General features: G+C 69.8%; 18 protein-coding genes. 16 read left to right on the top strand and 2 right to left on the bottom strand.

What is annotated here, in order from left to right; genetic code table 11:
• The first annotated feature begins 309 nt into the window (after window positions 1-309).
• From HNQ61_RS07990 to rpmA, 6 genes are all read left to right on the top strand, one after another.
• Complete coding sequence (locus HNQ61_RS07990) at window positions 310-2,745, top strand: RecQ family ATP-dependent DNA helicase (RefSeq protein WP_338088099.1); 2,436 nt, start codon at window positions 310-312, stop codon at window positions 2,743-2,745.
• 646 nt (window positions 2,746-3,391) lie between these two features.
• Complete coding sequence (locus HNQ61_RS07985; RefSeq protein WP_170039697.1) at window positions 3,392-4,603, top strand: acyl-CoA dehydrogenase; 1,212 nt, start codon at window positions 3,392-3,394, stop codon at window positions 4,601-4,603.
• 169 nt (window positions 4,604-4,772) lie between these two features.
• A complete protein-coding gene (locus HNQ61_RS07980; protein WP_170039695.1) occupies window positions 4,773-6,314 on the top strand; it encodes an Rne/Rng family ribonuclease in 1,542 nt (513 codons plus the stop codon).
• 173 nt (window positions 6,315-6,487) lie between these two features.
• Window positions 6,488-7,888, top strand: a complete 1,401-nt coding sequence (locus tag HNQ61_RS07975) for a TolB family protein (RefSeq protein ID WP_170039693.1) — start codon at window positions 6,488-6,490, stop codon at window positions 7,886-7,888.
• A 123-nt stretch (window positions 7,889-8,011) separates the two neighbouring features.
• Window positions 8,012-8,326 carry a 50S ribosomal protein L21 gene (gene rplU, locus HNQ61_RS07970; protein ID WP_170039691.1) on the top strand — a complete coding sequence of 105 codons (315 nt, stop codon included), beginning with the start codon at window positions 8,012-8,014 and terminating at the stop codon, window positions 8,324-8,326.
• A gap of 11 nt (window positions 8,327-8,337) precedes the next feature.
• Window positions 8,338-8,628, top strand: coding sequence for a 50S ribosomal protein L27 (gene rpmA, locus HNQ61_RS07965; RefSeq protein ID WP_170039689.1), 291 nt, complete (start codon window positions 8,338-8,340; stop codon window positions 8,626-8,628).
• A 650-nt stretch (window positions 8,629-9,278) separates the two neighbouring features.
• On the opposite strand, the gene gpmI is transcribed toward rpmA, so the two are convergent.
• Window positions 9,279-10,862 (bottom strand): 2,3-bisphosphoglycerate-independent phosphoglycerate mutase, encoded by a 1,584-nt coding sequence (gene gpmI, locus HNQ61_RS07960; protein WP_170039687.1) that lies wholly within the window; start codon window positions 10,860-10,862, stop codon window positions 9,279-9,281.
• 321 nt (window positions 10,863-11,183) lie between these two features.
• Between gpmI and HNQ61_RS07955 the strand changes: the two genes are divergently transcribed.
• Window positions 11,184-12,212, top strand: coding sequence for a M15 family metallopeptidase domain-containing protein (locus HNQ61_RS07955; protein ID WP_170039685.1), 1,029 nt, complete (start codon window positions 11,184-11,186; stop codon window positions 12,210-12,212).
• 340 nt (window positions 12,213-12,552) lie between these two features.
• Window positions 12,553-13,467: a zinc ribbon domain-containing protein gene (locus HNQ61_RS07950; protein WP_170039683.1), complete on the top strand. Its 915-nt coding sequence runs from the start codon at window positions 12,553-12,555 to the stop codon at window positions 13,465-13,467.
• 89 nt (window positions 13,468-13,556) lie between these two features.
• Here HNQ61_RS07950 and HNQ61_RS07945 read toward each other — a convergent pair whose 3' ends face one another.
• Window positions 13,557-14,468 (bottom strand): response regulator, encoded by a 912-nt coding sequence (locus HNQ61_RS07945; RefSeq protein ID WP_170039681.1) that lies wholly within the window; start codon window positions 14,466-14,468, stop codon window positions 13,557-13,559.
• A gap of 33 nt (window positions 14,469-14,501) precedes the next feature.
• On the opposite strand from HNQ61_RS07945, the gene dacB reads away from it, so the two are divergent.
• The 8 genes from dacB to HNQ61_RS07905 all read left to right on the top strand — a co-directional run bounded on the left by dacB (window position 14,502) and on the right by HNQ61_RS07905 (window position 23,790).
• Window positions 14,502-15,998 (top strand): D-alanyl-D-alanine carboxypeptidase/D-alanyl-D-alanine endopeptidase, encoded by a 1,497-nt coding sequence (gene dacB, locus HNQ61_RS07940; RefSeq protein WP_183685575.1) that lies wholly within the window; start codon window positions 14,502-14,504, stop codon window positions 15,996-15,998.
• An 11-nt stretch (window positions 15,999-16,009) separates the two neighbouring features.
• A complete protein-coding gene (locus tag HNQ61_RS07935; protein ID WP_170039677.1) occupies window positions 16,010-17,374 on the top strand; it encodes a S41 family peptidase in 1,365 nt (454 codons plus the stop codon).
• A gap of 88 nt (window positions 17,375-17,462) precedes the next feature.
• Complete coding sequence (locus HNQ61_RS07930) at window positions 17,463-18,227, top strand: DUF4412 domain-containing protein (protein ID WP_170039674.1); 765 nt, start codon at window positions 17,463-17,465, stop codon at window positions 18,225-18,227.
• Window positions 18,228-18,535: 308 nt separating this feature from the next.
• A complete protein-coding gene (locus HNQ61_RS07925; protein ID WP_170039672.1) occupies window positions 18,536-19,291 on the top strand; it encodes a hypothetical protein in 756 nt (251 codons plus the stop codon).
• Window positions 19,292-19,710: 419 nt separating this feature from the next.
• Window positions 19,711-20,433, top strand: a complete 723-nt coding sequence (locus HNQ61_RS07920; RefSeq protein ID WP_205762170.1) for an ATP-binding cassette domain-containing protein — start codon at window positions 19,711-19,713, stop codon at window positions 20,431-20,433.
• Window positions 20,433-22,508 carry an ABC transporter permease subunit/CPBP intramembrane protease gene (locus tag HNQ61_RS07915; RefSeq protein WP_221239670.1) on the top strand — a complete coding sequence of 692 codons (2,076 nt, stop codon included), beginning with the start codon at window positions 20,433-20,435 and terminating at the stop codon, window positions 22,506-22,508. The genes HNQ61_RS07920 and HNQ61_RS07915 overlap by 1 nt, the downstream gene beginning before the upstream one ends.
• A 112-nt stretch (window positions 22,509-22,620) precedes the next feature.
• On the top strand, window positions 22,621-22,902 hold the full coding sequence (locus tag HNQ61_RS07910; RefSeq protein WP_205762168.1) for an Lrp/AsnC family transcriptional regulator: 282 nt from the start codon (window positions 22,621-22,623) through the stop codon (window positions 22,900-22,902).
• A 111-nt stretch (window positions 22,903-23,013) separates the two neighbouring features.
• Window positions 23,014-23,790, top strand: coding sequence for a carboxypeptidase-like regulatory domain-containing protein (locus tag HNQ61_RS07905; RefSeq protein WP_170039658.1), 777 nt, complete (start codon window positions 23,014-23,016; stop codon window positions 23,788-23,790).
• The last annotated feature ends 172 nt before the right edge of the window (window positions 23,791-23,962 follow it).

Genomic DNA, 23,962 nt, shown 5'->3' with positions numbered 1-23,962 from the left:
GGACTACAGGGGCCGTTCTCCGTGATGTCAGGGAGGGTATGCAGCGCCGGTGCTTGGATTGAGGGGACTGTATGAATGCATGAGTTGACGCATCCGTGCCACCCCGGTCTGGGCAGTTGCGCTCCTGCCCGAATGGATAGGGTGTAGACTGCCTCGGCCTCCGACCTGTTGCGCGAGAACGGTGTAAGGATTTGATTCCACGGCTCAGGGGCGCTATGGCCACCTGATTAGCGAGCGCATTCTCGCTTACGATGCCGTCAGGGTTGCCGTCAGGCTTTCAGCACCAGGTGGGAAGAGGGTTCCGTCAAAATGCCGTCAGGTGCCGTCAGCCAGCATCAGGAATCCCCAGTTTTGAGGGGGTCAGCATCAGAAACGGATCCAGCATCCGGGTCTGACGCCTCTTCGTGCCGTCACCTGCCCGAAAGTTCTGAAATGTTGGACGGAGATGGCCTGTCTGGCGCGAGAGAAGTCTTGCGCCAGTATTGGGGTTACGACGATTTCCGCCCCGGGCAGGACCAGGCGGTTCGTAATATTTTGGGTGGCGGAGATTCCCTCACGGTGATGCCCACCGGGGGAGGGAAGTCGATCTGCTTTCAGGTCCCAGCTATGATTCTGCCGGGGGTGACCCTGGTGGTGTCCCCGCTGATCTCGCTGATGAAGGACCAGGTGGACGGGCTGGAGGCGGCCGGGGTTCCCGCCACGTTCGTGAACTCCACGCTGGGCGCGGGCGAGATGGCGGCGCGGATGGACGCCGCCGAGCGGGGCGAGATCAAGCTGCTGTACGTGGCGCCGGAGCGCTTTGACGCCGAGGGCTTCCGGCGACGGCTGCAGCGGCTTCCCGTTTCCCTTCTGGCGGTGGACGAGGCGCACTGCGTGTCCGAGTGGGGGCACGACTTCCGTCCGTCGTACCTGCGGCTGGGGCAGGTGCGCGAACTGCTGGGCGGCCCGCCCGTCGCCGCGCTGACGGCCACCGCCACGCCCGAGGTGCGCGACGACATCGTCCGGCAGCTGCGGCTGGCGGACCCGGCCGTGCTGGTGACCGGCTTTGACCGCCGCAACCTGCACTGGCACGTGCTGCAGGCCAAGAACGACTCCGAGAAGGACCGCCTCGTCCTCCGCCTGCTCAAGGGGCGCGAGGGTTCGGCCATCATCTACGCCTCCACCCGCAAGGCGGTGGATGCGCTGACGGCGCTGCTCAACGGGGTGGGTACGCCCACGGTGGGCTACCACGCCGGCCTTCCGGACCGCGACCGCAAGCGGATTCAGGACGAGTTCATGAAGGGCACGACGCGCGTGGTGGTGGCGACCAACGCGTTCGGAATGGGGATCGACAAGCCCGACGTGCGCATCGTCGTGCACTACAACCTGCCGGGCAACCTGGAGGCGTACTACCAGGAGGCGGGGCGCGCCGGCCGCGACGGCGGGGAAAGCGACTGCGTCCTGCTGCACGCCTTCAAGGACAAGTTCACGCACGAGTACTTCATCAACTCCGCGCACCCGCCCCGCTCCACGGTGGAATCGGCGATGAAGGCACTGCGCGAGCGGTCCGATTCCGAGGGGCTGTACAGCCTGCCCATCGCGGACCTGGGCCGCACCGTCCCCGGGATCGACGACGACCGGCAGGCGGCCTCCGCCGCGCGCGTGCTGGAGCAGTTCGGCCTGATCCGGCAGACGTACGGCGGCGGGCCGCAGCCCGTGCGCGTGCGCCTGCTGGCCCGGCCGGAGCGCATTTCGCGCGAGCTTCAGGACGCGCCGGAGGAGCTTCAGTTTCTTCGCGGGCTGTGGCGCGCGGCGCGCGGCGAGGCCATCTACCGCGGCGTGGAGCTGGACTGGCGCTCGCTGGACGGGGCCGCGGGCGGGCGGGGACGCGCGGTGCCGCTGCTGGACGCGCTGCAGGACCTGGGGATGGTGGAGTGGCAGGCGCTCAGCGGCGAGGGCACCTGGGTGCTGGACCGCACCACGCCCGTGAACCGCCTCGCCATCGACTGGCGCGGGCTGGAGATGCGCAAGCGCAACGACCTGGGCAAGCTGAAGCAGATGCAGAACTATGCCTACACCGACGGGTGCAGGCGCGGCTTCGTGCTCCGCTACTTCGGCGACCCCGCGGCCATGAACCGGTGCGGCGCCTGCGACAACTGCCTGGGCTCCAGCCCGGCCGGTTCCGCCGTCGCGGGGGAGTCGGAGCTGCCGGGCAAGGGCAAGCTGAGCCGCGCGGTGCGGGTGACGGAGGCGCTCCGCTCACTGCGCCGCGAGCTGGGTTCGCGGGAAGGCATTCCCGAGGGGATGATCATGGACGACGCGGTGCTGGACCGGCTGACGGAGGAGCGGCCCCGCACGCCGGAAGCGCTGCTGTCCGTGGACGGGGTAGGGCGCGCGCTGGCGGACCGGCACGGCGGCGCCATCCTGCGCGCGGTGGCGCAGGCGCTGGACATGTACCGCGAGCCCGCGGCCGCGCCCAAGGCCGCCCGCCGCGCCAAGGGCGAGCCGCCCTCCACGGAGGGGGCCGCGCCGCCCACGCCGGCGCAGCGGCAGGTGTACAACCAGCTTCGCGAGCTGCGCACGCGGCTGGCCAAGGAGGCGGAGCTTCCCGCGTACTGCGTGTTCGCGGACCGCACGCTGGTGGAAATCGCCAAGCGCCATCCGCGCACCTCGTCCGAGATGCTGGGCGTGCCCGGCGTGGGTCCGGCCAAGATGGACAAGTACGGCGAGGCGTTTCTGGAGATCCTGCGGGCGCAGGCGGAGTAGCCGGCGCGGTTGACTGATCGCGATCGGGTGGATGGGCGTCCGTCCCTCCGATCGTGAGCAGGAGGCGCTGGATGCAGGGCCGCGGGAGGGAGGGCGTGTAGGGCAACGAACCCCGGCGCGTCCGCCGTCCAGGAGCGAATGAATTCGCCGCTGGAAAAGCACGAAGTCCGCCTGCGCGGACTGGGGCGGAGAGCCGGGCGCGCGTTCCCGGCCACGGCCTGGCCAATGTTCCGGCGCGCTGGACGCCAAACGTCACACGAGGCCCGGGCGAGCGGATCATCGTCTGCCCCTCCTCGCGGTTCAAGGATCTGCCGCTGCGAAGAGCCGGCGGGACGGACGGCGCGGTTTGGTTCGGGTTCGGGATGAAGCTCTCGGGCGGAACCGCCTGATCGCGTCCGTTGTGGAGCGCGCGGCGGACCGGCGGGATGGACCGGCGGGCGCAAGGACCGGCGCGATCCGCGGCCCGGATCGCAGGGAATGTCCGCGACGGGACCTGAACGAAGTTGACGCGGCCTGAGGTACGCCGGGGCTCACTCTCTTTCCCAATCCCCGCGAGACCCGTAGATTTGCCGGGTTTGGCAGGCGGCGCCGCATCCGGCGCCCCGCCCATCAGCATTCACCCGGCGCCGCGGGCAGAGTCCGAATCATGGAACGGTACTTCGACGAGAACCACCTGGCCATCCGCGACATGGTGCGCGAATTCGCCCAGAACGAGATCGCCCCGGTGGCGGGACACCTGGACCAGACGTCGGAGTTCCCGTGGGAGAACGTCGCCAAGATGGCCGAGCTGGGGCTGCTGGGCGTGCCCTGGAACGAGGAGCTGGGCGGCGCGGGAATGGACGGCATCGCGTACATGATCGCCATCCACGAGCTGGCCAAGGTCGATGCGTCGCACTCCATCACCATCAGCGCGCACACCACGCTGGGCACTTCGCCCATCGTCAATTTCGGCACGCCGGAGCAGATCGAGCGCTTCGTTCCGTACCTGGCCTCGGGCCGGGTGCTGGGCGGCTTCGGACTGACTGAGCCGGGCGCGGGGAGCGACGCGGGCGGCACGCAGACCACGGCCGTCAAGGCGGACGGCGGATGGGTGCTCAACGGCAGCAAGATCTTCATCACCCACGCCGGCGTGGGCGAGATCTTCGTCGCGACGGCGGTGACGGACCGGGAGAAGGGCCCCAAGGGGATCACCAGCTTCATCGTCACCAAGCCCACGACGGACCTGGACCGCGCCCGCGAAGTGGGAATGGGCCATGCCGACGACCTGCCGTTCATCGACGGCGTGCGCGCGGGCAAGAAGGAAGACAAGATGGGATGGCGCGCCAGCGACACGCGCGAACTCGTCTTTGAGGACGCCTTTGTTCCGGACGAGAACGTCCTGGGCGAGGTGGGGATGGGCTTCATCAACTTCATGAAGACGCTGGACGCGGGCCGCATCGGCATCGGCGCGCTTTCGCTGGGGATCGCGGAAGGCGCCTACGAGCAGGCCCTGAAGTACGCCGCGGAGCGCCGCCAGTTCGGCAAGGCCATCGCCGAATTCCAGGGCATCCAGTTCATGCTGGCCGACATGGCCACCGAGATCGAAGCCGCCAAGCACCTGGTGTATCACGCGGCGTGGCTCAAGGAAGAAGGAAAACCGTACTCGCGCGAGGCCAGCATGGCCAAGCTGTTCGCCTCGGAAGTGGCCATGCGGACCACCACCAAGGCCGTTCAGATTCACGGCGGATACGGCTACACCAAGGAATATCCGGTGGAGCGCATGATGCGCGACGCCAAGATCTGCGAGATCGGGGAGGGGACCAGCGAGATCCAGCGGATGGTGATCGCGCGCAGCCTCCTTCGCGAGCTCTCCCACTGACCGATGGGCCGCCGCGCCCCGTGCGCGGCGCGGCCCCCTGCAGAGGACCGATGCACATCCACAGGCCCACCCGGGGGCGCACGCGCGCCCTCCGCGTCCGGCCGCCCCTGGCCCGGGTTCTCGCCCGGCGCCCCCGCACGCGGGGGTGCGCGTGAAGCGCGAGATCCTGATGAACACGACGGCCCGCGAAACGCGGGTCGCCATCCTGGAGGACGACGTCCTGGTCGAGTTGATGGTAGACCGGCCGGACGCCGCCCGCATGGTGGGCGATGTGTACAAGGGGCGGGTGGAAGCCGTACTTCCCGGAATTCAGGCGGCGTTCGTCGACATCGGCACCGACAAGGCGGCGTTTCTGCACGTCAGCGACGTCGCGCTGGAGGACGGCGAGGAAGATGAGGGCGAAGACGCCGCCGCCGCGCCCGCGGCGGCCTCGTCCGACGACGAGGGCGGCCGCCGCTCGCGCAAGTATCCGCCCATTCAGGACATTCTCAAGAAGGGGCAGGAACTGCTGGTGCAGGTGAGCAAGGAGCCCATCAGCACCAAGGGCCCGCGCGTCACCGCCCACATTTCGCTCCCCGGCCGCTTTCTCGTCTACATGCCCGGCTCGTCGCACGTGGGCGTGTCGCGCAAGATCGACGACCGCGAAGAGCGCGCCCGCCTGCGCGCCCTGGCCCGCGAAATCCTTCCCGAAAACTCCGGCGGGCTCATCGTCCGCACGGTGGGCGAGGAACTGACGCGCGAAACGTTCGAGCGCGAACTGCGCGCCTTGATGTCGCTGTGGGCGCAGATGCAGAAGAAGGCCAAGAAGACGCGCGCGCCCACCCCGGTGCACCGCGAGGCCAAGCTGACCGCGGGCATCATCCGCGACCTGTTCAGCCAGAAGGTGGACTCCCTCACCGTCGACGCCAAGAACGTCTTCGACGAGGTGGTGGCCTACCTGGGGCAGGTGGACCCCACGCTGGTGGAGCGGGTGCACCTGTACACCGACTCCAAGCCGCTGTTTGACGCGTACGACCTGGAACGGGAAATCCGCGACGCCTTTCACCGGCGGGTGAACCTGGCCAGCGGCGGCTACATCATCGTGGAGCAGACCGAGGCGCTGGTCAGCATCGACGTGAACACCGGGCGGTACACCGGTAAAAAGGATCCCGAAAAGACGATCCTGAAGACCAACGTGGACGCCGCGCGCGAGATCGCGCGGCAGCTGCGGCTGCGGGACGTGGGCGGCATCATCGTCTGCGACTTCATCGACATGGAGACCAAGGCCAACCGCGACAAGGTGCTGCAGGAGCTTCGGCAGCACCTGGCGCGGGACCGCGCGCGCACCAAGGCGTTCCAGGTGAGCGAGCTGGGCCTCATCGAAATGACGCGGCAGCGGGTGCGGCCGTCGCTGTACGCCACGCAGACGGCGCCGTGCCCCACCTGCGAGGGAACGGGGCGCATCTTCACCCCGGAAACCGTCGTCCGCAGGATCGAGCGCGCCATGCGCCGCGCCGCGGTGGACGGCAAGGAGCGCCAGCTGATGGTGCGCGTGCACCCTGAGGTTGCGCTGTTCGTGCTGGAGCAGGAGCCGCAGCTGCTGCGCGGGCTGGAAAAGTCGCTCAAGCTGACGCTGGCCCTGCGCGACGACCCGCTGCTGCAGCCCGACGAAATGCGCCTGGTGGCCACCGCCACCCAGCAGGACGTGTCGGCCCGCTACAACCTGGGCTAGGCGTCCGCTCCCAAGCGGCTAAGTCGTTCCCCCGCAACAGGCTGCACCGTTGCGGGGGATTCCGCTGTGGAGAGTTCTGTTGTAGATTGCGGAGTCGCGCCCCGCCGGGCGCGGCGTCCCACCTTCCGTTCGCGGCGTTCCGGTCCGCTTTCCCTTCCGATACCAGGATTTCCGTGGCAACCATGACATGGGCGCGCCGCTGCGGCGCGATTGCGGGTCTCTTGGCGCTCGCCGCCTGCGGTGACGGCCCCACCGAGGTGGAATCGAAGCCCAAGCCGACGTTTCCGGTTCCCGACGAGGCGCTGGCCGCCATGACGTGCACCGTGCAGGTGGCCACCTCCGGCGTAACCTGCGACGCGGTGTCGCCGGTCAGCGGCTCGGCGCAGGCCATCATCGGCGGGCAGAACCAGAAGGTGCGGCTGACGGCCAGCAACCTGACCATCGCCGGGAACACGGCCAGCTTCAACACCACCATCACCAACCTCATGCCCTTTCGCATGGGCACGGCGGACGGCACGGCGACGACGGGGATCCGGGTCTTCTTCTTCGCGGGCCCCACGGCGACGGGCACGGGCTCGGTGGACGTGGCCAACCCGGACGGAACGATGCCGGTATCGGGGCTGGAGCAGCCCTACTATCACTATCCGGAAGTGCTGGCGCTGAACCAGACGTCGTCCGCCAAGCAGTGGAAATTCACGCTCAACGGCGGCGTGCAGGCGTTCACCTTCAAGGTGTACCTGCAGACCGAACTGCTCCCGGTGGTGGTGTTCGACCGGCTGGTGGCGGGCAACCGCGACGTGTACCGCGTGGCGCTGGACGGCAATGACCTCACGCGCCTGACCACCAACACGGGCGAGGACCTGGACGCGGCGGTGGGCGGCGGGCTGGTGGTGTTCACAAGCTACCGAAACGGCAACGCGGAGCTGTACTCGGTGCCCCTGCTGGGCGGCACCGAGACGCGGCTGACCAACACCCCGTCGGTGACGGAAACGGACGCGGCGCTGTCGCGGGACGGCACCCGGCTGGCGTACTCGGCGGACCCGACCGGCTCGGCCAAGATCTGGATCGCCAACGCCAACGGCACGGGCGCGGCGCGCGCCACCCCGGTGGGCTTCGGGCTGGAAGCCTCGCCCGACGCGGGCCCGGCGTGGTTCCCCAACACGGACAACAACCGGCTGGCGTACGTAAGCACCGGCGGCGGCACGGCCGACATCTACAACCTGATCGTGGGGAGCACGCCCACGCTGCTGACGGGCAACCCGAACTCGGCCGAGATCACGCCGTCGTTCAGCCCCGAGGGGACCATGCTGTCGTACTCGTCCAACGTCACGGGCGACACCGAGCTGTACGTGCGCAACCTGTCGTCGGGTTCGGTGGCGCGGCTCACCACCCGCACCATGACCGACGGGGCGGGAACGTGGACGCCGGACGGGCGCATCGTGTACCTGGCGTACACGGGAACGGGAACCGACAACCAGCTGCGCTGGCTGCGCCCCGGCACTCCCCAGGCGGGAACGATTCCGCTGGCGGGAACGGGCGTGGTGCTGCGGCCGGTGGCGGTACCGGGGTACTGAGCAGGCGGCCCTCCGTTCGCGGAGGGCCCTTCACTTGACACGGCGGGCGTTCCGGGCGATATTGCTCGTCTTGTGTTCTTTTTGGAAAACACACGGGTTTCCGTGAAACGGGGTTCGATCACCATGTACGCCATCATCCGCACCGGCGGCAAGCAGTTCCGGGCCGAGCCGGGCAAGACGCTCCGCATTCCGTCCATCGGCAACGAACCGGGCGAGACGCTCCGCTTTGAAGATGTCCTTCTGGGCGCCGACGGCGACTCGGTCAAGATCGGCGCGCCCGCGGTGAGCGGTGCGTCGGTGACGGCCGAAGTGGTGCGCCACGGCAAGGGCGAGAAGATCATCATCTTCAAGCACAAGCGTCGCAAGAACTACCGTCGCAAGCAGGGCCACCGTCAGAAGTTCACTGAGGTGCGCGTCAACGAGATCAACCTCGGCTAAGGGGGGCAGCCATGGCACATAAAAAGGGCGGCGGCTCGACCCGCAACGGGCGCGATTCGAACGCGCAGCGGCTCGGCGTCAAGAAGTACGGCGGTGAAAAGGTGCTGGCCGGGAACATCCTGATCCGCCAGCGCGGCACGCGCTTCCATCCCGGCGACAACGTCGGCATCGGCAGCGACGACACGCTGTTCGCGCTGGTTGACGGACAGGTGCTGTTCGGCCGCAAGGACAAGAAGCGCAAGACGGTGTCGGTGACGCCGTTCGCGATCGAGTCGGTTGTGGAACTCGAAGCCGCTGACTGACGTTCTTTCCCTGGAAAGAACCAGACGCCCGCCCCGGCATGCCGGGGCGGGCGTTTCCTTTTGGTCGTGATGAGACGTTCGGGGATGGGACGGGTGGCCTGGGTGGATGGGCCGGAGGATCGTGCGGAGGCGGGCTGGGGCCCTCACCCCGCGTGCTGCGCACGACGACCCTCTCCCACGAACAGATGTGGGAGAGGGAGCACACCCCAGCTCCGGCGCGGCGGAGGACGGGATGCGCGCGGCCGGCGCTGGTCCGGCGGTTGAAACCGCGCCTCGAAAGACACGAAGTCCGCCTGCGCGGACTGCACCCTCGTCGGTGCCGGCGATCCCGGATTGCTGTTAAAGCGCCGAACGACGCGCGTCAGCGTGTCTGGCCGGTGCTTACCGCTCTTGGATCGGCGGATTATTCGCTCCAGATATTCCGCGCTGCGCCGTACTCCGCCTCGCATCGAACTGTCCGTCCCAACAACCCTCCCCCAGTCTTTTTTGGGGGAGGGTGGGCGAGTAGTACGAGCCCGGGTGGGGGCCGCCCGCGAACTCCGCCCCCCACACCTCAACATCCCCACTGATCGCTGAGTAGTTGGTACCGAGCACCGGGCCCTGAGCACTTCCCCCTTCTGTTCGCACTCACGCACTAACGCACCCAGCACTCACGCACTTCCCTTCGCACTTTCTCGCCTAAGATCCCGCCCCGTCATCGCCGCCGGCTGCGGGACGCCGATCAGGCCCAGGATCGTGGGCGCCACGTCGCACAGCGCGCCGTCGGCCAGGGAGGCGGCGGTGCGGCGGCCGTCGGGCTCCACCAGCACGATGCCCACCGGGTTGGTGGTGTGCGCGGTGTGCGGGCCGTTGGTGGTGGGATCCCACATCTGCTCGCAGTTGCCGTGGTCCGCCGTGACGATCAGCGTCGTTCCCGTCTCGGCGCACGCCTGCACCACCTGCCCCAGCCCTTCGTCTACCGCCTCCACCGCGCGCACGGCGGCTTCCATCACCCCCGTGTGCCCCACCATGTCGGGATTGGCGAAGTTGCACACCAGCACGTCGTACGTCTGCGCGCGGATCGCCTCCACCAGCCCGCGGGCCACGTCGGGCTCGCTCATCTCCGGCTGCAGATCGTACGTGGGCACCTTGGGCGACGGCACCATGCGCCGGTCCTCGCCCCGCGGCGGCTCTTCCACCCCGCCGTTGAAGAAGAAGGTGACGTGCGGATACTTCTCCGTTTCCGCCGTGCGAAAGCTGGCCAGGCCGTGCGCTTCCAGCACGTCGCTCAGCTTGTCGTTCAGCTCCTGCGGCGGAAAGGCCGTGGGGAGGGGGAACGACTCGTCGTACTGCGTCATGGTGGCCACGTGCACGCGCGGGCGCTCCGGCCCGCGGTCGAAGCCGTTGAACGCCTCGTCCGCCAGCGCGCGGGAAAGCTGCCGCGCGCGGTCCGAGCGGAAGTTGAAGAAGATGACGCCGTCGCCCTCCTTCAGCAGGCCCAGCGGCTGGCCGTCGTCGTCCACCATGATGCGCGGCTCCACGAACTCGTCCGTTTCGCCCGCCTCATACGCGGCGGCGATGGCGGCAAGCGGATCGTGCACGGGCTGCCCCTGGCCGTAGACGATGGCGCGGTACGCCTTTTCGGTGCGCTCCCAGCGCCGGTCGCGGTCCATCGCCCAGTACCGCCCCATCAGTGTGGCGATGCGCACGGTGTCGCCCCCGCCCGCGCGGCCGAACAGCTCCGTCAGGTAGTCGCGGGCGGAGGAGGGCGGGGTGTCGCGCCCGTCCAGAAACACGTGCAGGCGGCACCGGGGGATCTGGTGCTGCTGGGCAAGGTCCACCAGCGCCAGCAGGTGCGTGTCCACCGCGTGCACCCCGCCCGGGCCGATGAGCCCCATCAGGTGCAGCGTGCCGTTGCGCTCGCGCACCCCGGCCAGCAGTTCGGCGAACACCGGGTTGCTGGCGAACTCGCCGCTCTGGATGGACGAGGTGATGCGCTGCAGCGACTGCATCACCACGCGTCCGGCGCCCAGGTTCAGGTGGCCGACTTCGGAGTTGCCCATCTGCCCCTCCGGAAGCCCCACGGCGGGCCCGTGCGTGATCAGCCGGGCACGGGGGTGCGTGCCGCCTTCCCACAGCGAGCGCCAGGTGGGCGCATGGGCGACGGTGACGGCGTTGTCGGCGGCGGGTTCGCGAAGGCCCCATCCGTCCAGGATGACGAGGCACACGCGGGGGCGCGGGGCGGTGTCAGGCATGAAGCAGCCGTTGCAGAGGAGAAGTTGCTTGACGAGCGCGCGCGAATCGCGGTATCATGTGCAATCCGCTGAACAGAGCACAACCTACGCCCGCCGGACGGTTTCGCCACCCCGGAACGCGCGTGTTCAGCGTGCCTGATCCGCCGCTTTCACCCCGCGCCGCCATGGCGCGGGCAGCCGGCCGGAACCGCGTCCCGCGGGCCTCCGTCCGCCCCGTCCCGAAAGCGGCCCCCCGACATCGATCTGGAACGAGTTCCGGGCCCCCCGCGGCGCCGGACGCCCATCCGTTCCGCGCATCCGCGGAGCCCCCAAGGAGCCGTCATGCCCCGCACCCGCCGCATTCTGGCCACCGTCTGCACCGTCGCGCTCGCCGGCACCTCGCTGGCGATGTACGCGCCCAACCGCGCCATGCCGCCGCTCACCTGGTCCGCCGCGTCGCCTGCGTCCGCCGCGCGCGGGGATGAGGCGGTGCGGCTGGCCACGGGCGCGTTCGGCCGCAGCGGCAAGCTGCGCGCGGTGGTCACGGACCCCAACCGCCGGCTGGAGCTGCCGCTGGAGTGGGCCGAAGCGGACCCGGTGGAGGCGGCGTACAGCTGGGCGCCGCAGGTCGGCACGCAGGTGCGCGTGCTGGGCGGGGGCGGCGCGCTGCACGGCGGGCTGTTCGCGCCGTCCACGGCCGGCGTGTGGCGGCTGCACCTGCGCGGCGCCACGTGGGCCCAGGAAATGGGCGACCTGTCCGTCATCACCCGCGTGCCGTTCAGCGAAAAGCGCGGCGGCGTTCTGAACGGCTACCGCATCGGCGAGTACGCCACGGAAAGCGACGGCCGCACCGACCGGTACGCGCCACCGGCGGGCTTCATCGAAGTCACGCGCGAAAACCAGGACCTGTACGTCAGCGAGCACTTCCGGCTGCGGAACTTCCTCACCAAGGACCAGTTCGCGGTGTGGCCCAAGTACCTGGCGCTGGACCTGCGGCTGATCGACAAGCTGGAACTGGTGATTCAGGAGCTGAACGCCATGGGCGTGCGCGCCGAGCACGTGGCGGTGATGAGCGGCTTCCGTACGCCCGCGTACAACGGGCCGGGCGAGGGCGGACGCGCGCGGCTGAGCCGCCACACGTATGGCGACGCATCCGACGTGTGGGTGGACAACGACCAGGATGGGTACATCGACGACCTGAACGGAGACGGCCGCCGCGACACGGACGACGTGCGGGTGATGCTGCGCGCCGTGGACCGCGTGGAGAACCGCCATCCGGAGCTGATTGGCGGTGCCGGCGTGTACGACGGCAACGGCGCGCACGGCCCGTTCATCCACATCGACGCGCGCGGATACACGGCCCGCTGGTAGCCGTCGCGCGGATCGGCGGATCGCCGAGGCAGGATAGCCGTTCCGGTGGATGTTGAGTGACGGACATCGGATCTTCTGAAGCGGATCGGTAGCGGATAGATTGATGGCGCGGGGCCGGTGCGCCGGTTCCGCGTCTTTTTATCATGATGATGGTCCCAAGGATGATGGCGTCCGGTGTCGAGGATGGATGACTTCAACGCCGTCCATCGAGCACCGGAGCGAACCTCGGATACGAATCATCACACGGGATGAAACTTGTCGCGCTCCGCGACGTATCAGCGGGGCGGGGACGACGGGTCGACCAGCGAAACGCGCCGCGGACGCGGCATGGAGGAGTAGGATGTACTGCTCGAAGTGTGGATCGGGAGTGGCGGAAGGCGCCGCCCACTGCGGAAACTGCGGCGCCGCGGTGTCGCCGGCGTACGGTCGCGGCGTGCCCGCGTCCGCGATCCGCCCGACCGAAGTGGTCGCGCTCTGCCCCCGGTGCGGCTTTCAGGGACAGAGCGCTTCGTACTTTTCGCAGGCGGGCCCGCTGGCGGTGCTGCTGCTGCTGACGGCGGCCACGCTGGTCCCGTTCATGGGCGCTGCGGGCATCATCTTCTACCTGATGCGCCACAACCACCGCCGGTGCCCGCGCTGCGGCGAAAACTGGGGCCGCCACGCCGAGCGGGTGCAGGCGCTGGCCACCGTGCCGCGCCAGCCTGCTCTGAGCGGGAGCGTGGCGTCGGCGCAGAGCACCACGCCGGCCCTGCCCGCGTCCGCGGGAGAGCCGGGGCTCACCCTGTGGCCCACCATCATCCTGGCGCTCTTCTCCATGCTGATGCTGATGGTCACCATCGAGGAGGGGGAGCCCGTGGCGTTCTTCATGGCCGCGATCGCCGGGGGCGGGGCGGCCTACCTGTACTCCGCGGCCCGCAAGAAGCGCGAAGCCCGGCGCGAGGCGCTGGTGCAGGCGCTGCAGCAGCACGTCCTTCGCCTGGCTGGCGAGCGTGGCGGCCTGCTGACCGTCACCGAGGTGGCGTCGTCGCTCGGCTGGTCGCTGCCCCGGGCGGAAAAGGTGCTCAACTCGCTGGAAGACGGGCTGCGCATCGTGTCCGAAGTCACCAACGAGGGGGTGATCGTGTACGAGTTCCGCGAGGTGCGCCACGCGGAACTGCTGCGCGCCCTTCCCACGCCGCCTCCCGCGTTCCCGCCCGCGCAGCGCCCGCCGCTGGAAACCGCCGTGGTCACCACCGCGCGCACGCTGCACGCCTGATCCTCGTCCGTCATCTCCGGACGCAGAACCGCCCCCGCGGCGCCCCGGTTGAGGGTGCGCCGCGGGGGCGGTAGATTTGGGAGGATATCCTACAGCTCGATCTCGAAGATGCCGCCGGAGCCCGCGGACTTGGAGCGGCGCTTGGCCTCCGCCACCACCTCGCCCAGCCGCTCCAGCGAGGTCCAGCGCGACGGCTCGACGCGCACCACCGCGGCGGAAAGCCGGGTGAGCGGAAACTCGCGCCGCACGCCTGCGCGGTCCTCGGCCTCGTACGTCCCCGCGCGCACCGCCTCGGGCGGCAGGTGGCGGGGAAGCGTCTGCGAAAAGCGGGCACGCGCGGTCAGCGCCACCTCGCGCGCGGATTCCGGCGGGCACACGGCCACGAAGTCGTCGCCGCCCACGTGCCCCACGAAGGCGTCGCGCCCCTCCGCCGTGGTGCCGATGGCGCGCCCCGCCTCGCGGATGGTCTCGTCGGCGACGGCGAAGCCGAAGCGGTCGGCAAAGGGCTTGAAGTCGTCCAGGTCGAAGTAGCAGAGGGAAAACGGCGTCTGCGCCTCGCGCCGCCGCTCGATTTCCCGCTCGATGGCCAGCCCGCCGGGAAGCCCCGTGGTGGGATTCCGGTCCAGCGAACGCCGCGACTGCCGCACCAGCGCGTCTACGCGCGCCAGCAGCTCGCGCGGATCAAAGGGCTTGGCGAGATAGTCGTCCGCCCCGGCCTCGAAGCCGCCCAGCCGGTCCTCGATGCGCGACTCGCCGGTGAGGATGAGCAGGGGAACGTGCGACAGGCGCGGGTCGCCCTTGAGCTCGCGGGCGACCTCGAAGCCGTCGGGCCGCCCCATGCGGTAGTCCAGAATCACCAGATCGGGCGCCGCGCGGCGCACCTCGGCCAGGGCCTGCGTCCCGTTCTCGCACAGGCGCACCTGGTGCCCGGCGTGGCGGAGCAGCTCGCCCACCATCCGCCGAAGCGCTTCGTCGTCGTCCGCGAACAGGATCTCGCTCATCCCTTCTTCCGCCCCCGAAATCGTCGCACCGTGATGTTCGTTTCTCCCCTTGGACGCCGCGCGGGCGCCGCTCTGCTCGCACTGGCACTGCTCGCGCCACTCTCGGCGCAAGCACCCGCCAGGAATGTAGCAAGTTCCGCCGCGCCCCGCGCCCCCTCGCTGGCCGCGCGCATCGACGCGGTGCTGGCCAGACCGCAGCTGCGGGGTTCGCGGTGGGGAATCGAGGTGCGCGACGCGGGCACCGGGCGCGTTCTGTACGCCCGCGAGGCCTCCCGCCCCATGATTCCCGCCAGCAACCTGAAGCTGGTGGTGACGGCCACGGCGGCCCATCATCTCCCCGCGGACTACCGCTTCCGCACCTCGCTGTACGCCACCGGCCCGGTGCAGGACGGGACGCTGCGGGGTGACCTGGTGCTGTACGGCCGGGGCGACCCGCTCATCTCCGGGCGCTACTTTTCCTCCCGCACCGCGGTGTGGGAGATGCTGGCCGATTCGCTGCGGGCGCGCGGAATTAAGCGCGTCACCGGCTCGGTGGTGGCGGACGAGAGCTGGTGGGACACCGAGTACGTGCGCCCCGACTGGGACCCGGCAGACCAGCTGTGGTGGTACGCCGCCCCGGTGAACGCGCTGGGCTTCGCGGACAACGCCATCGACTTCCGCATCGTCCCCGGCGCCGTGGGCCAGCCCGCGCGCATCACCGGCGAGCCGCGGACGGCGTCGTGGTCGCTGCGCAACGAGAGCCGCACCGTGGGCGCGGGCGGCGCGCGGACGCTGGACTTTGACCGCGTACCGGGGACCAACCAGGTGCGCGCGTATGGAAACTACCCGGCGGACGGCAGCGCGGACACGGAAAGCTTCGCCGTGCAGCAGCCGGCGCGCTGGGCGGGAACGGCGTTCCGCGAGGCGCTGGTGCGCCGCGGCATCGCCGTGGACGAGCCGGGCGTGCGCGTCGTGAGCGATCCATCCTCCTCCGTGGGCGGCGGGACGGCGCTCGCGGAGTGGCGCTCGCCGGAACTGCCGCGCGCCATTGCCCCCATCCTGCTGAGCAGCCAGAACTGGATCGCCGAGTCGCTGCTGAAGACAGTGGGCCGCGAAGTGAACGGGGCGGGGAGCTGGGCGGCGGGGCTGGCCGCGGAACGCGCCTTTCTGACCGGCGTGGTGGGGATCGACAGCGCCGACTTCGTGCTGCGCGACGGCTCGGGGCTCTCGGCGCAGAACCGCATCACCCCGCATGCGCTGGTGAATCTTCTTGACTACATTTGGCGTACGCCGCGCCAGTCCATCGTCCGGGCCTCGCTTCCGGTGTCGGGGCGCACGGGGTCGCTGCTGCACAGGCTGGAGGATCTGCCGGGGCGGGTGGCGGCCAAGACGGGGTACATCGGCGGGGTGGACTCGCTGAGCGGACGGCTGACGCTGGAGGACGGGCGGCAGGTGCTGTTCTGCATCATCGCCAACGATTCGCGCGAGCCTTCGGCGCGCATCAAGGCGGGAATCGACGACGTGGTGCGCGCCATTGCGGCGGGCGCCTGAACCGGGGCGGAATGAAACGGACGATCACAGCCGCGGCCTGCCTGCTCCTGGCCGGGTGCGCGGGTACGGCGGCGACCGCGCGGACGCCGGCTCCCGAGGCGCGCAGCCTGAGCCCGGAACTGGCCGCGGCCACCTTCGACAGCACCTGGAGCGCCGTCAACCGGACCTTCTGGGACACCACCTTCAACGGGGTGAACTGGAACGCGGTGCGCGACACGCTGCGGCCGCGTGCGCTTGCCGCGCGCAGCAACCCGGAGCTGCGGGTGGTGCTTTCCGACATGCTGCACACGCTGGGGCAGTCGCACTTCGGCATCATCCCCGGCGGGGAGGACGCGGCGCTGGCGGCCGGCGGTCCCCGCGCGGAGGGCGCGCCCGGCGAGGCGGGAATGGAGGTGCGCTGGGACGGCGCGCGCTTCCTGGTGACGCGGGTGGAGCCGGGCGGCGCGGCCGACGCGGCGGGAATCCGCACGGGGTACGCCATCCGCTCCGCGGGCGAGATCGACGCCGCGCACGTGGCCACGGTCGTTCCCCGCCTGCCGGGGGGCACCGATCCGCACCGCGCCGCCTTCTACGCCTGGGGCGCCATGAACGGCGTGCTTTCCGGCCTGGCGGGCGACACCCTGCGCGTGCGTGGCGAGGACGGCGCCGGGCGCGCGGTGGACGCCGTGCTCACGCTGCGCCCCATCGCGGGGCAGCTGGCTCGCTTCGGCAACCTGCCGCCCATGGCGGTGCGGGTGGAGCAGGACACGCTCCGTTCGGACGGCGCCACGGTGGGCGTCATCCGGTTCAACATCTGGCTGCCGGCCGCCATCGGCGCGCTGGACCGCGCGGTGAACGACCTGCGCGGTTCGGACGGCATCGTCATCGACCTGCGCGGCAACGTGGGCGGGGTGGGGGCCATGGCGCCGGGGTGGGCCGGGCACTTCATCAACCGGCGCGATACGCTGGGGGCGATGATCACGCGGCGCGACACGCTGCAGTTCGTCATCAACCCGCGGCTGGTGAACCCTGCGGGAGAGCGGGTGCAGCCGTACGCCGGCCCCGTGGCCGTGCTGACGGACGAGATCACGGGGAGCACCTCCGAGATCTTCGCGGGCGGACTGCAGGCGCTGGGGCGCGTGCGCGTGTTCGGCGCGACCAGCGCGGGGCAGGCGCTTCCCGCGGCCATGCCGCGGCTGCCCAACGGCGACGTGCTGCTGCACGCCATCGCCGACATGAAGGGGCCCGGCGGCGTGCGCTGGGAGGCGCGCGGCGTGGTGCCCGACGCGCCCGCGCCGGTGACGCGCGCGGCGCTGCTGGCCGGGGGCGACCCCGCGCTGGACGCCGCGGTGGCGTGGATCGCCGAACAGAACCGAAGCCGCGCCCGGACGCGGTAGTGCGCGGCGGAGTTCCGCCGCATTCCGGGCGGCCCGCGAACGCGCGGCCGTGCAGATCCCTATCCTGTAAAACTCCGAGGAAACGCTGATGTCTCTCCGCACTTCCGCCGTTCGCACGCTGGCGCTGGCCGGCGCCGCCCTGGCCGTGACGGCCGCCCCGGTCCGCGCGCAGGCGCTGCCGACCGCGCAGCAGGTGGTTGCCCGCTACGTGCAGGCCATCGGCGGGCTGCAGGCGCTTTCCAGCCAGCAGTACCGCCACATGACGGCCGAAATGAGCATGCCGGCCGCGGGCATCACCATCAACATGGACGCGTACCAGGCCCGGCAGGGCAACAAGTTCGTGGTCAAGATGGAAATTCCCGGCATGGGCAACATGGGAATGGGCTACGACGGGCAGACGGCGTGGTCCAGCAACCCCATGTCGGGCCCCAAGCTCCTGGAAGGCAAGGAACTGGCGGAGGCGCTGCGCCAGTACGACTTCGAATCCAACATGAACTTCGCCCGCATGTACCAGGCGATGGAAACCGTGGGCCGCGACACGCTGAACGGCGAAAGCTGCGTTCAGGTGCGCATGACCACGCAGAGCGGCGACCAGGTGATGAACTGTTTTGCGGATGACGACGGCATGCTGATCGCCGCGTCGGTGAACGCCACCACCGAGGCCGGCACCATGCAGAGCGACATCCTGTTCAGTGACTACCGCGACTTCGGCGGGATCAAGATGCCGGCGACCACGCGGATGTCGGCGATGGGGCAGCAGATGGAAATCCACGTGAAGTCCATCAGCACCGAGCCGATCGACGCGTCCATGTTCGCGCTGCCGGCCGAGATCGCGGCGTTGAAGAGCAACTGAAGTGCGTGAGTGCGGGGTGCGTTAGTGCGTGAGTGCTGTTTCGGCACGGCGCCATACGGCATCGCGTGAACAAGGAACGGGAGCCTCGCGCGGGGCTCCCGTTTTCCGTCTGGCGGCTGAGTATGAGGAACTGCCTTCGCGCGCGGGACGGGAGGACGCGGAGGACTGGGAACCGCGGGAAACGCAGGCGCGGGTTTGTCTGGGTACTCTGTGCAACTTATCTTATTAAGCGGCCGTATCTGGATCGTGTCCGGGCCGCGACCCGCGCGGCCATGCGGAGATTTTCATTGCGCACAGGGGGAACGATGATGCCTCACCTCTGCACTTCTGCCTTTCGCGCGCTGGCGTTCATCGGCGCGGGCCTGGCCGTGGCCGCCGCTTCCGGCTGTACGCAGCCGCTTCCCCCCGCGGAGGAGGTGGTTGCCCGCCACATGCGGAGCATTGGCGGAATGCAGGCGCTTGCGGCCCAGCAGTACCGCCACACGCGGGAGGAGGCCAGCGGACCCGACGGGCGCCCTGCCATGACCCGGGACGTGTACCGGGCCCGCCAGGGGAATCGGTACGTGATGAAGATGGAGGCCCCGCAGACGGGCCCCGTTGCGATCGGCTACGATGGCCAGACGGCGTGGATGATGGATACGGTTGTCGGCCCCAGTATCCAGAGAAGCCAGGAACGGTCCGCATATGACTTCGAGTCTCCCATCAACTTCGCCCGCCTGTTCCCCACCATGGAGACGGTGGGCCGCGATACGGTAAACGGCGAAAGCTGCATCCGGGTGCGCATGGTGAACGCGCGCGGCGACGAGGTGCGCAACTGCTTCGCGGATGACGACGGCCTGCTGATCGGTGCCACGGTTCGCAGCACCACCGGGGTTCACACCTACGTCGGTGAGGTGACCTACCACGACTACCGTGATTTTGGCGGAATCAAAATGGCCACCCGCACGTCGACAACCTCCATGAACAGGCGGAACGAGGTGCGCCTGGTCTCCGTCAGCACCGAGCCGATTGACGCGTCGGTGTTCGCGCTGCCGGCGGAAGTCGCGGCGTTGAAGAAGAACTGAAGTGCGTGAGTGCTGGGTGCGTTGAGTGCGTGAGTGGTTCGGCTCGGCGGCGGCTGCATCGCGTGAACAAGGGACGGGAGCCTCGCACGGGGGCTCCCGTCTCGCGTTCGGGGGCGAAGGACGATGGAACCGCCCTCACGCGGAGGAGCGGGGAGAAACCAACAGACAGGATCACACAGAGCAGCAGAGCAGCAGAGAAAAGATGAGAAGCTTTGGATCACACAGAGTCAGCAGAGTCAAGAGAGTCCGAATCTGTTAACCGTTGACTCTGCTGACTCTCTGTGATGTTGATGCTGTTCTCTGCTTCTCTGCTGCTCTGCTTGAGGATAAGCGACTGTCTCGCACGGCGGGCGTTGCGCGCGTATCTTGCCTGCCGCGGGCGCGATCCGCCCGTCATCTCCCCATCCAGCCCCGGTTCCGTGATCGAGTTCGACGCCCTCAGCAAGGCCTACGGCGACTTTGCGGCCGTGCGCGGGCTTTCGCTCGCCGTGCGCCCCGGCGAGGTGTACGCGCTGCTCGGCGCCAACGGGGCGGGAAAGACCACCGCCCTGCGCTGCCTGGCCACGCTCCTGAAGCCCACGAGCGGCACCGCCCGCATCGCCGGCTACGACGTGCGCCTGGAACCGCTGGAGGTGCGTCGCCGCCTCGGATTCCTGGCCGCCTCCATGGGCTTGTACGCGCGCCTGACTTCGCGTGAACTGCTGGCCTACTTCGCCCGTCTCCAGGGGGTGGAGGAGGAGCGCGTGAACGAGCGGGTGGAGGACGTGGTTGCGCGCTTCGGCATCGGCCCGTTCGCCGACCGGCTGTGCGGACGCCTCTCCACCGGGCAGCGGCAGCGGGTGAACATCGCCCGCGCCACCGTTCACGATCCACCCGCGCTGGTGCTGGACGAGCCCACGCTGGGGCTGGACGTGCTGAGCGGCGAGGCCATCTACGACTTCATCGCCGACGCGCGCAGCCGCGGACGCGCCGTCCTCTTCAGCACGCACCACATGAGCGAAGTGGAACTGCTGGCCGACCGCGTGGGCATTCTGGCCGGCGGCCGGCTGGCGGAGGAAGGGACGATCCACGAGGTGCTGGAGCGCAGCGGCGAGGAAAGCCTGGCCCGCGCCTTTCTCCGCATCGCGCGGGAGGCGGCGTGATGCGCTGGAAGACGGTGCGCACGGTGCTGGCGAAGGAACTGCGCGAAACGCTGCGCGACCGCCGCACCCTGTTCATGATGCTCGTCATCCCCACGCTGCTGTATCCGTGCATGCTGGTGCTGGCGGAGCAGCTGACGCTTCTGGGACAGCGACGGCTGGGCGCGGAGCCGGCGCGCGTGGCGGTGGCGGGCGCGGAGCCGGCGCTGGTCCGCTTTCTGGACGCGGACTCCGCCATCCGCGTCCTCACCGGCGACCACGCCTCCGTCGCCGCCGTGCGCGCGGGCGAGGTGGAGGCGGCCGTCATTCTCGCGCCCGCGACGGGCGGGACGGCGTCGCGCGAGGCGCGCATCCTGTTCGACGCGTCCCAAGACAAGTCGCAGCGGGCGCAGCGCGTGACGTACGACCGTCTGGAAGAGTGGGGCGATACGCTGCTCGCCGGGCGATTGCGCCAGGCGGGGCTGCCGCCGGGGTTCGCGCGGCCGCTGGCGGTGGCGGACTCGTCCGTGGCCACGGCGGAGGAAACGGGCGGATACGCGCTGGGCCGCTTCCTCCCCGTCATCCTGGTGCTGATGACGCTGCTGGGCACCTTCTATCCCGCCATCGACCTGGCCGCGGGGGAAAAGGAGCGCGGCACGCTGGAAACGCTGCTGACCGCCGCCGTGCCCGCGCGGGAGATCGTGGCGGGCAAGTTCGCGGCGGTGGCGCTGATCGGCATCCTGGCCGCGGTCGCCAATCTCGCGAGCATGCTGCTGACCTTTCAGTCCGGCGTGTTCCGCTTTGCCAAGGCCGCCAACCTGAGCTTTACCCTGCCGCTGGACACGGCGGCCCTGGTGCTGCTGGCGCTGATCCCGCTCGCGGTCCTGTTTTCCGCGCTCTTCCTGGGGATCGCGGTCCGCGCGCAGTCGTTCAAGGAGGCGCAGAACGCGCTGACGCCCGCGCAACTCGCGGCCACGCTACCCATGCTGGTGGTCACGCTGCCGGGGATCGACTTTACTCCCGCGCTGGCAATGGTGCCGGTGATGGGCGTGGGCATGTTCCTGCGCGAGCTGATGGCGGGACGCGCGACGCTGCTGCCCTCCATCCTGGCCCTCGTCTCGAGCGCGGTGTACGCGGCGGCGGCGCTGGCGTTCGCGGCGCGCGCGTTCGGGCGCGAAGAGGTGCTGTTCGGCGGCGGATCGGGGGAGGAAAAGCGGGTCACGGGCGGGTGGCGCGAGCGCGTGGCCTCGTGGCGCGCGGGCCGGCGCGACGTGCCGCTCCCCGCCGCGGCGCTGACGTTCATCGCCGGAATCGCCCTTCTCTACTTCCACCTCGGCACGCGGCTGCAGGCGTCGCTGGGGGAAAAGGGGCTGCTGGCCTCCCAGTGGCTGCTGCTGGCGCTGCCCGCGGTCGCGTTCGCCGCGATGGGACCGTACGACGCGCGGCGCACGCTCGCCATCCACCCGCCCAGACCGCGCGCGCTGCTGGCCGCGGCGCTGATCGCGCTCGGCGGGATTCCGGTGGGGTGGGTGATCGTCTGGCTGCAGATGCAGATGTTCGAGGGGGGAACGGAAAGCCTGGGCTACCTGCAGCAGCTGCTGACGGCCACGTCGTCCAGCCGCGCGCTGTGGCTGTTTCTGCTGGCCGCGGTGACGCCGGCCGTCTGCGAGGAACTGGTCTTCCGCGGGGTGCTGCTGCAGTCGCTGCGGCGCGAGATGAGGCCGCTGCACGCGGTGATCGTCTCGGCGGCCATCTTTGGCGCGTTCCATCTGTCGTTCGAGACGGCGCTGCGCTTTCTGCCTACGATGTGGATCGGGCTGCTGATGGGCTTCGTGGTCTGGCGCACGCGCTCCCTCTTCGCCAGCATGCTGATGCACTGCCTGAACAACGGCTTCGTGGTGCTGCTGCTGTGGCAGCCCGCCGTGCAGCGGTTCGCGATCACGGAGCACGGCATCTCGTGGGTGGCCGTGCTGGTGGGATGCGTTCTGCTGGCGGCCGGCCTGTGGCTGCTTCCGCGTGATCCGCGCCCCCGACCGCCCGCGGACGGCCGTCCTGTGGATGGCGGCAACGGCGTGGCGGAGCGGTCATCCGCGATCTGAGCGGGTGCGCGGCCGTGGACCGCGGGCGCGTCATCCAGCGGACGCTGACCGGGAGTGTGGGACGCGCGATGGGGACGGGAACCGATTCCTTTTTGCTGATCGAGACGAACCGATGAACATGATTGCCGCCGTCGTGCTGATCCGCGCCGTGCCGGGGGACGTCCCGGCGCTGGCCCGCCGCATTGCCGGCATCGACGGGGTGGCGGAGGTGTACTCGGTGTCGGGCGAGTACGACCTGATCGCCATCGTGCGGGTGAAAGAGTATGAACGCATCGCCCAGATCGTCACCGAAGAAATCGCTCAGGTGTCGGGAATCGAGCGCACCAACACGCTTACCGCCTTTCGCGTGTACAGCAAGCAGGACCTGGAGCGCGCCTGGGACATGTGGGATTGATCCATCGCCGGTCCGGGGTGCTCCTCGCCGGACCGGGTGCGCGTTCCTGTCCTTTGGCGACGCGGCCGTCCGGCCGCGCGCCGTCGTAGTCCCCGGCTTCGGGAGGCCGCCATGCGCCCCCTTCTCTGCCTGACCGCCGCGCTGCTCCTGGCCGCGGCGCCGTCCCACGCACAGACGCTTGTCCAGGGCATTCTGCTGGATGCCCAGTCCTCCGCGCCCATTCCGGAGGCGAGGATCACCCTTTCCGCCAACCGCGGCCGCTGGCAGACCAGCGCGCGCACGGACAGCACGGGCGCGTTTATGTTCGATGACGTCGCGGCGGGTCCGTACCGGGTGCGGGCGTCGCGCATCGGCTACCGCGAGGTCGAGGGGATGATCGCCCTGGTAGGCGATTCCGCGGTCGATCTGGAGATGCGGATGAGCAACGCCAGCGTCGTGCTGGCGCCGGTGACGGTGGTGAGCCACGTGGAGCGCAAGGTGAGCCCCATTCTGGAGGGCTTCTACCGGCGGCTGCAGAGAGGTCAGGGGCGGTTCATCACCCGCGAGGAGATCGAGTCGCGCAACCCGGTGCGCATCACCGACCTGCTGCGGACGATTCCCAGCCTGCGCACGGGTCCGCAGCGCGTGGGGTCGTCGGGCCCGGGGCTCACCACGGGGGCCAGCGGCGGGCGGTGCAGCGTGGTCATCTTTGTGGATGGCATGCAGATGGACCACTCGGCGCGGGTGCTGGGCGCGCGCGGCGGCCCCCAGCCCAGCGTGGACGACTACGTGTATCCCAACGAGGTGGAAGGCGTGGAAATCTATCGCGGAGAAAGCGACACGCCCGCGGAGTTCGTCACGCGGTGGGTGCAGTGCGGCACGGTGGTGATCTGGACGCGCCGGGGCTGATCAACCGCAGGGCAGCGACGGCGCAGGACAATCCGCCGCTACCGTCGAACCCAACGGAAGCCGCCGCGGCAATGGCGGGAAATCGCCGGCACGATGGACCGGTTCCGGAGGCGGCCGAGCCGGGAACACATTGTCCGCCGCCCGGCGCCGGGTATCTTCCCGACTTTCGTGC

It is taken from the genome of Longimicrobium terrae, assembly GCF_014202995.1.
GTDB classification, from domain to species: Bacteria; Gemmatimonadota; Gemmatimonadetes; order Longimicrobiales; family Longimicrobiaceae; genus Longimicrobium; species Longimicrobium terrae.
This window is presented reverse-complemented; position numbering and strand designations above follow the sequence as displayed.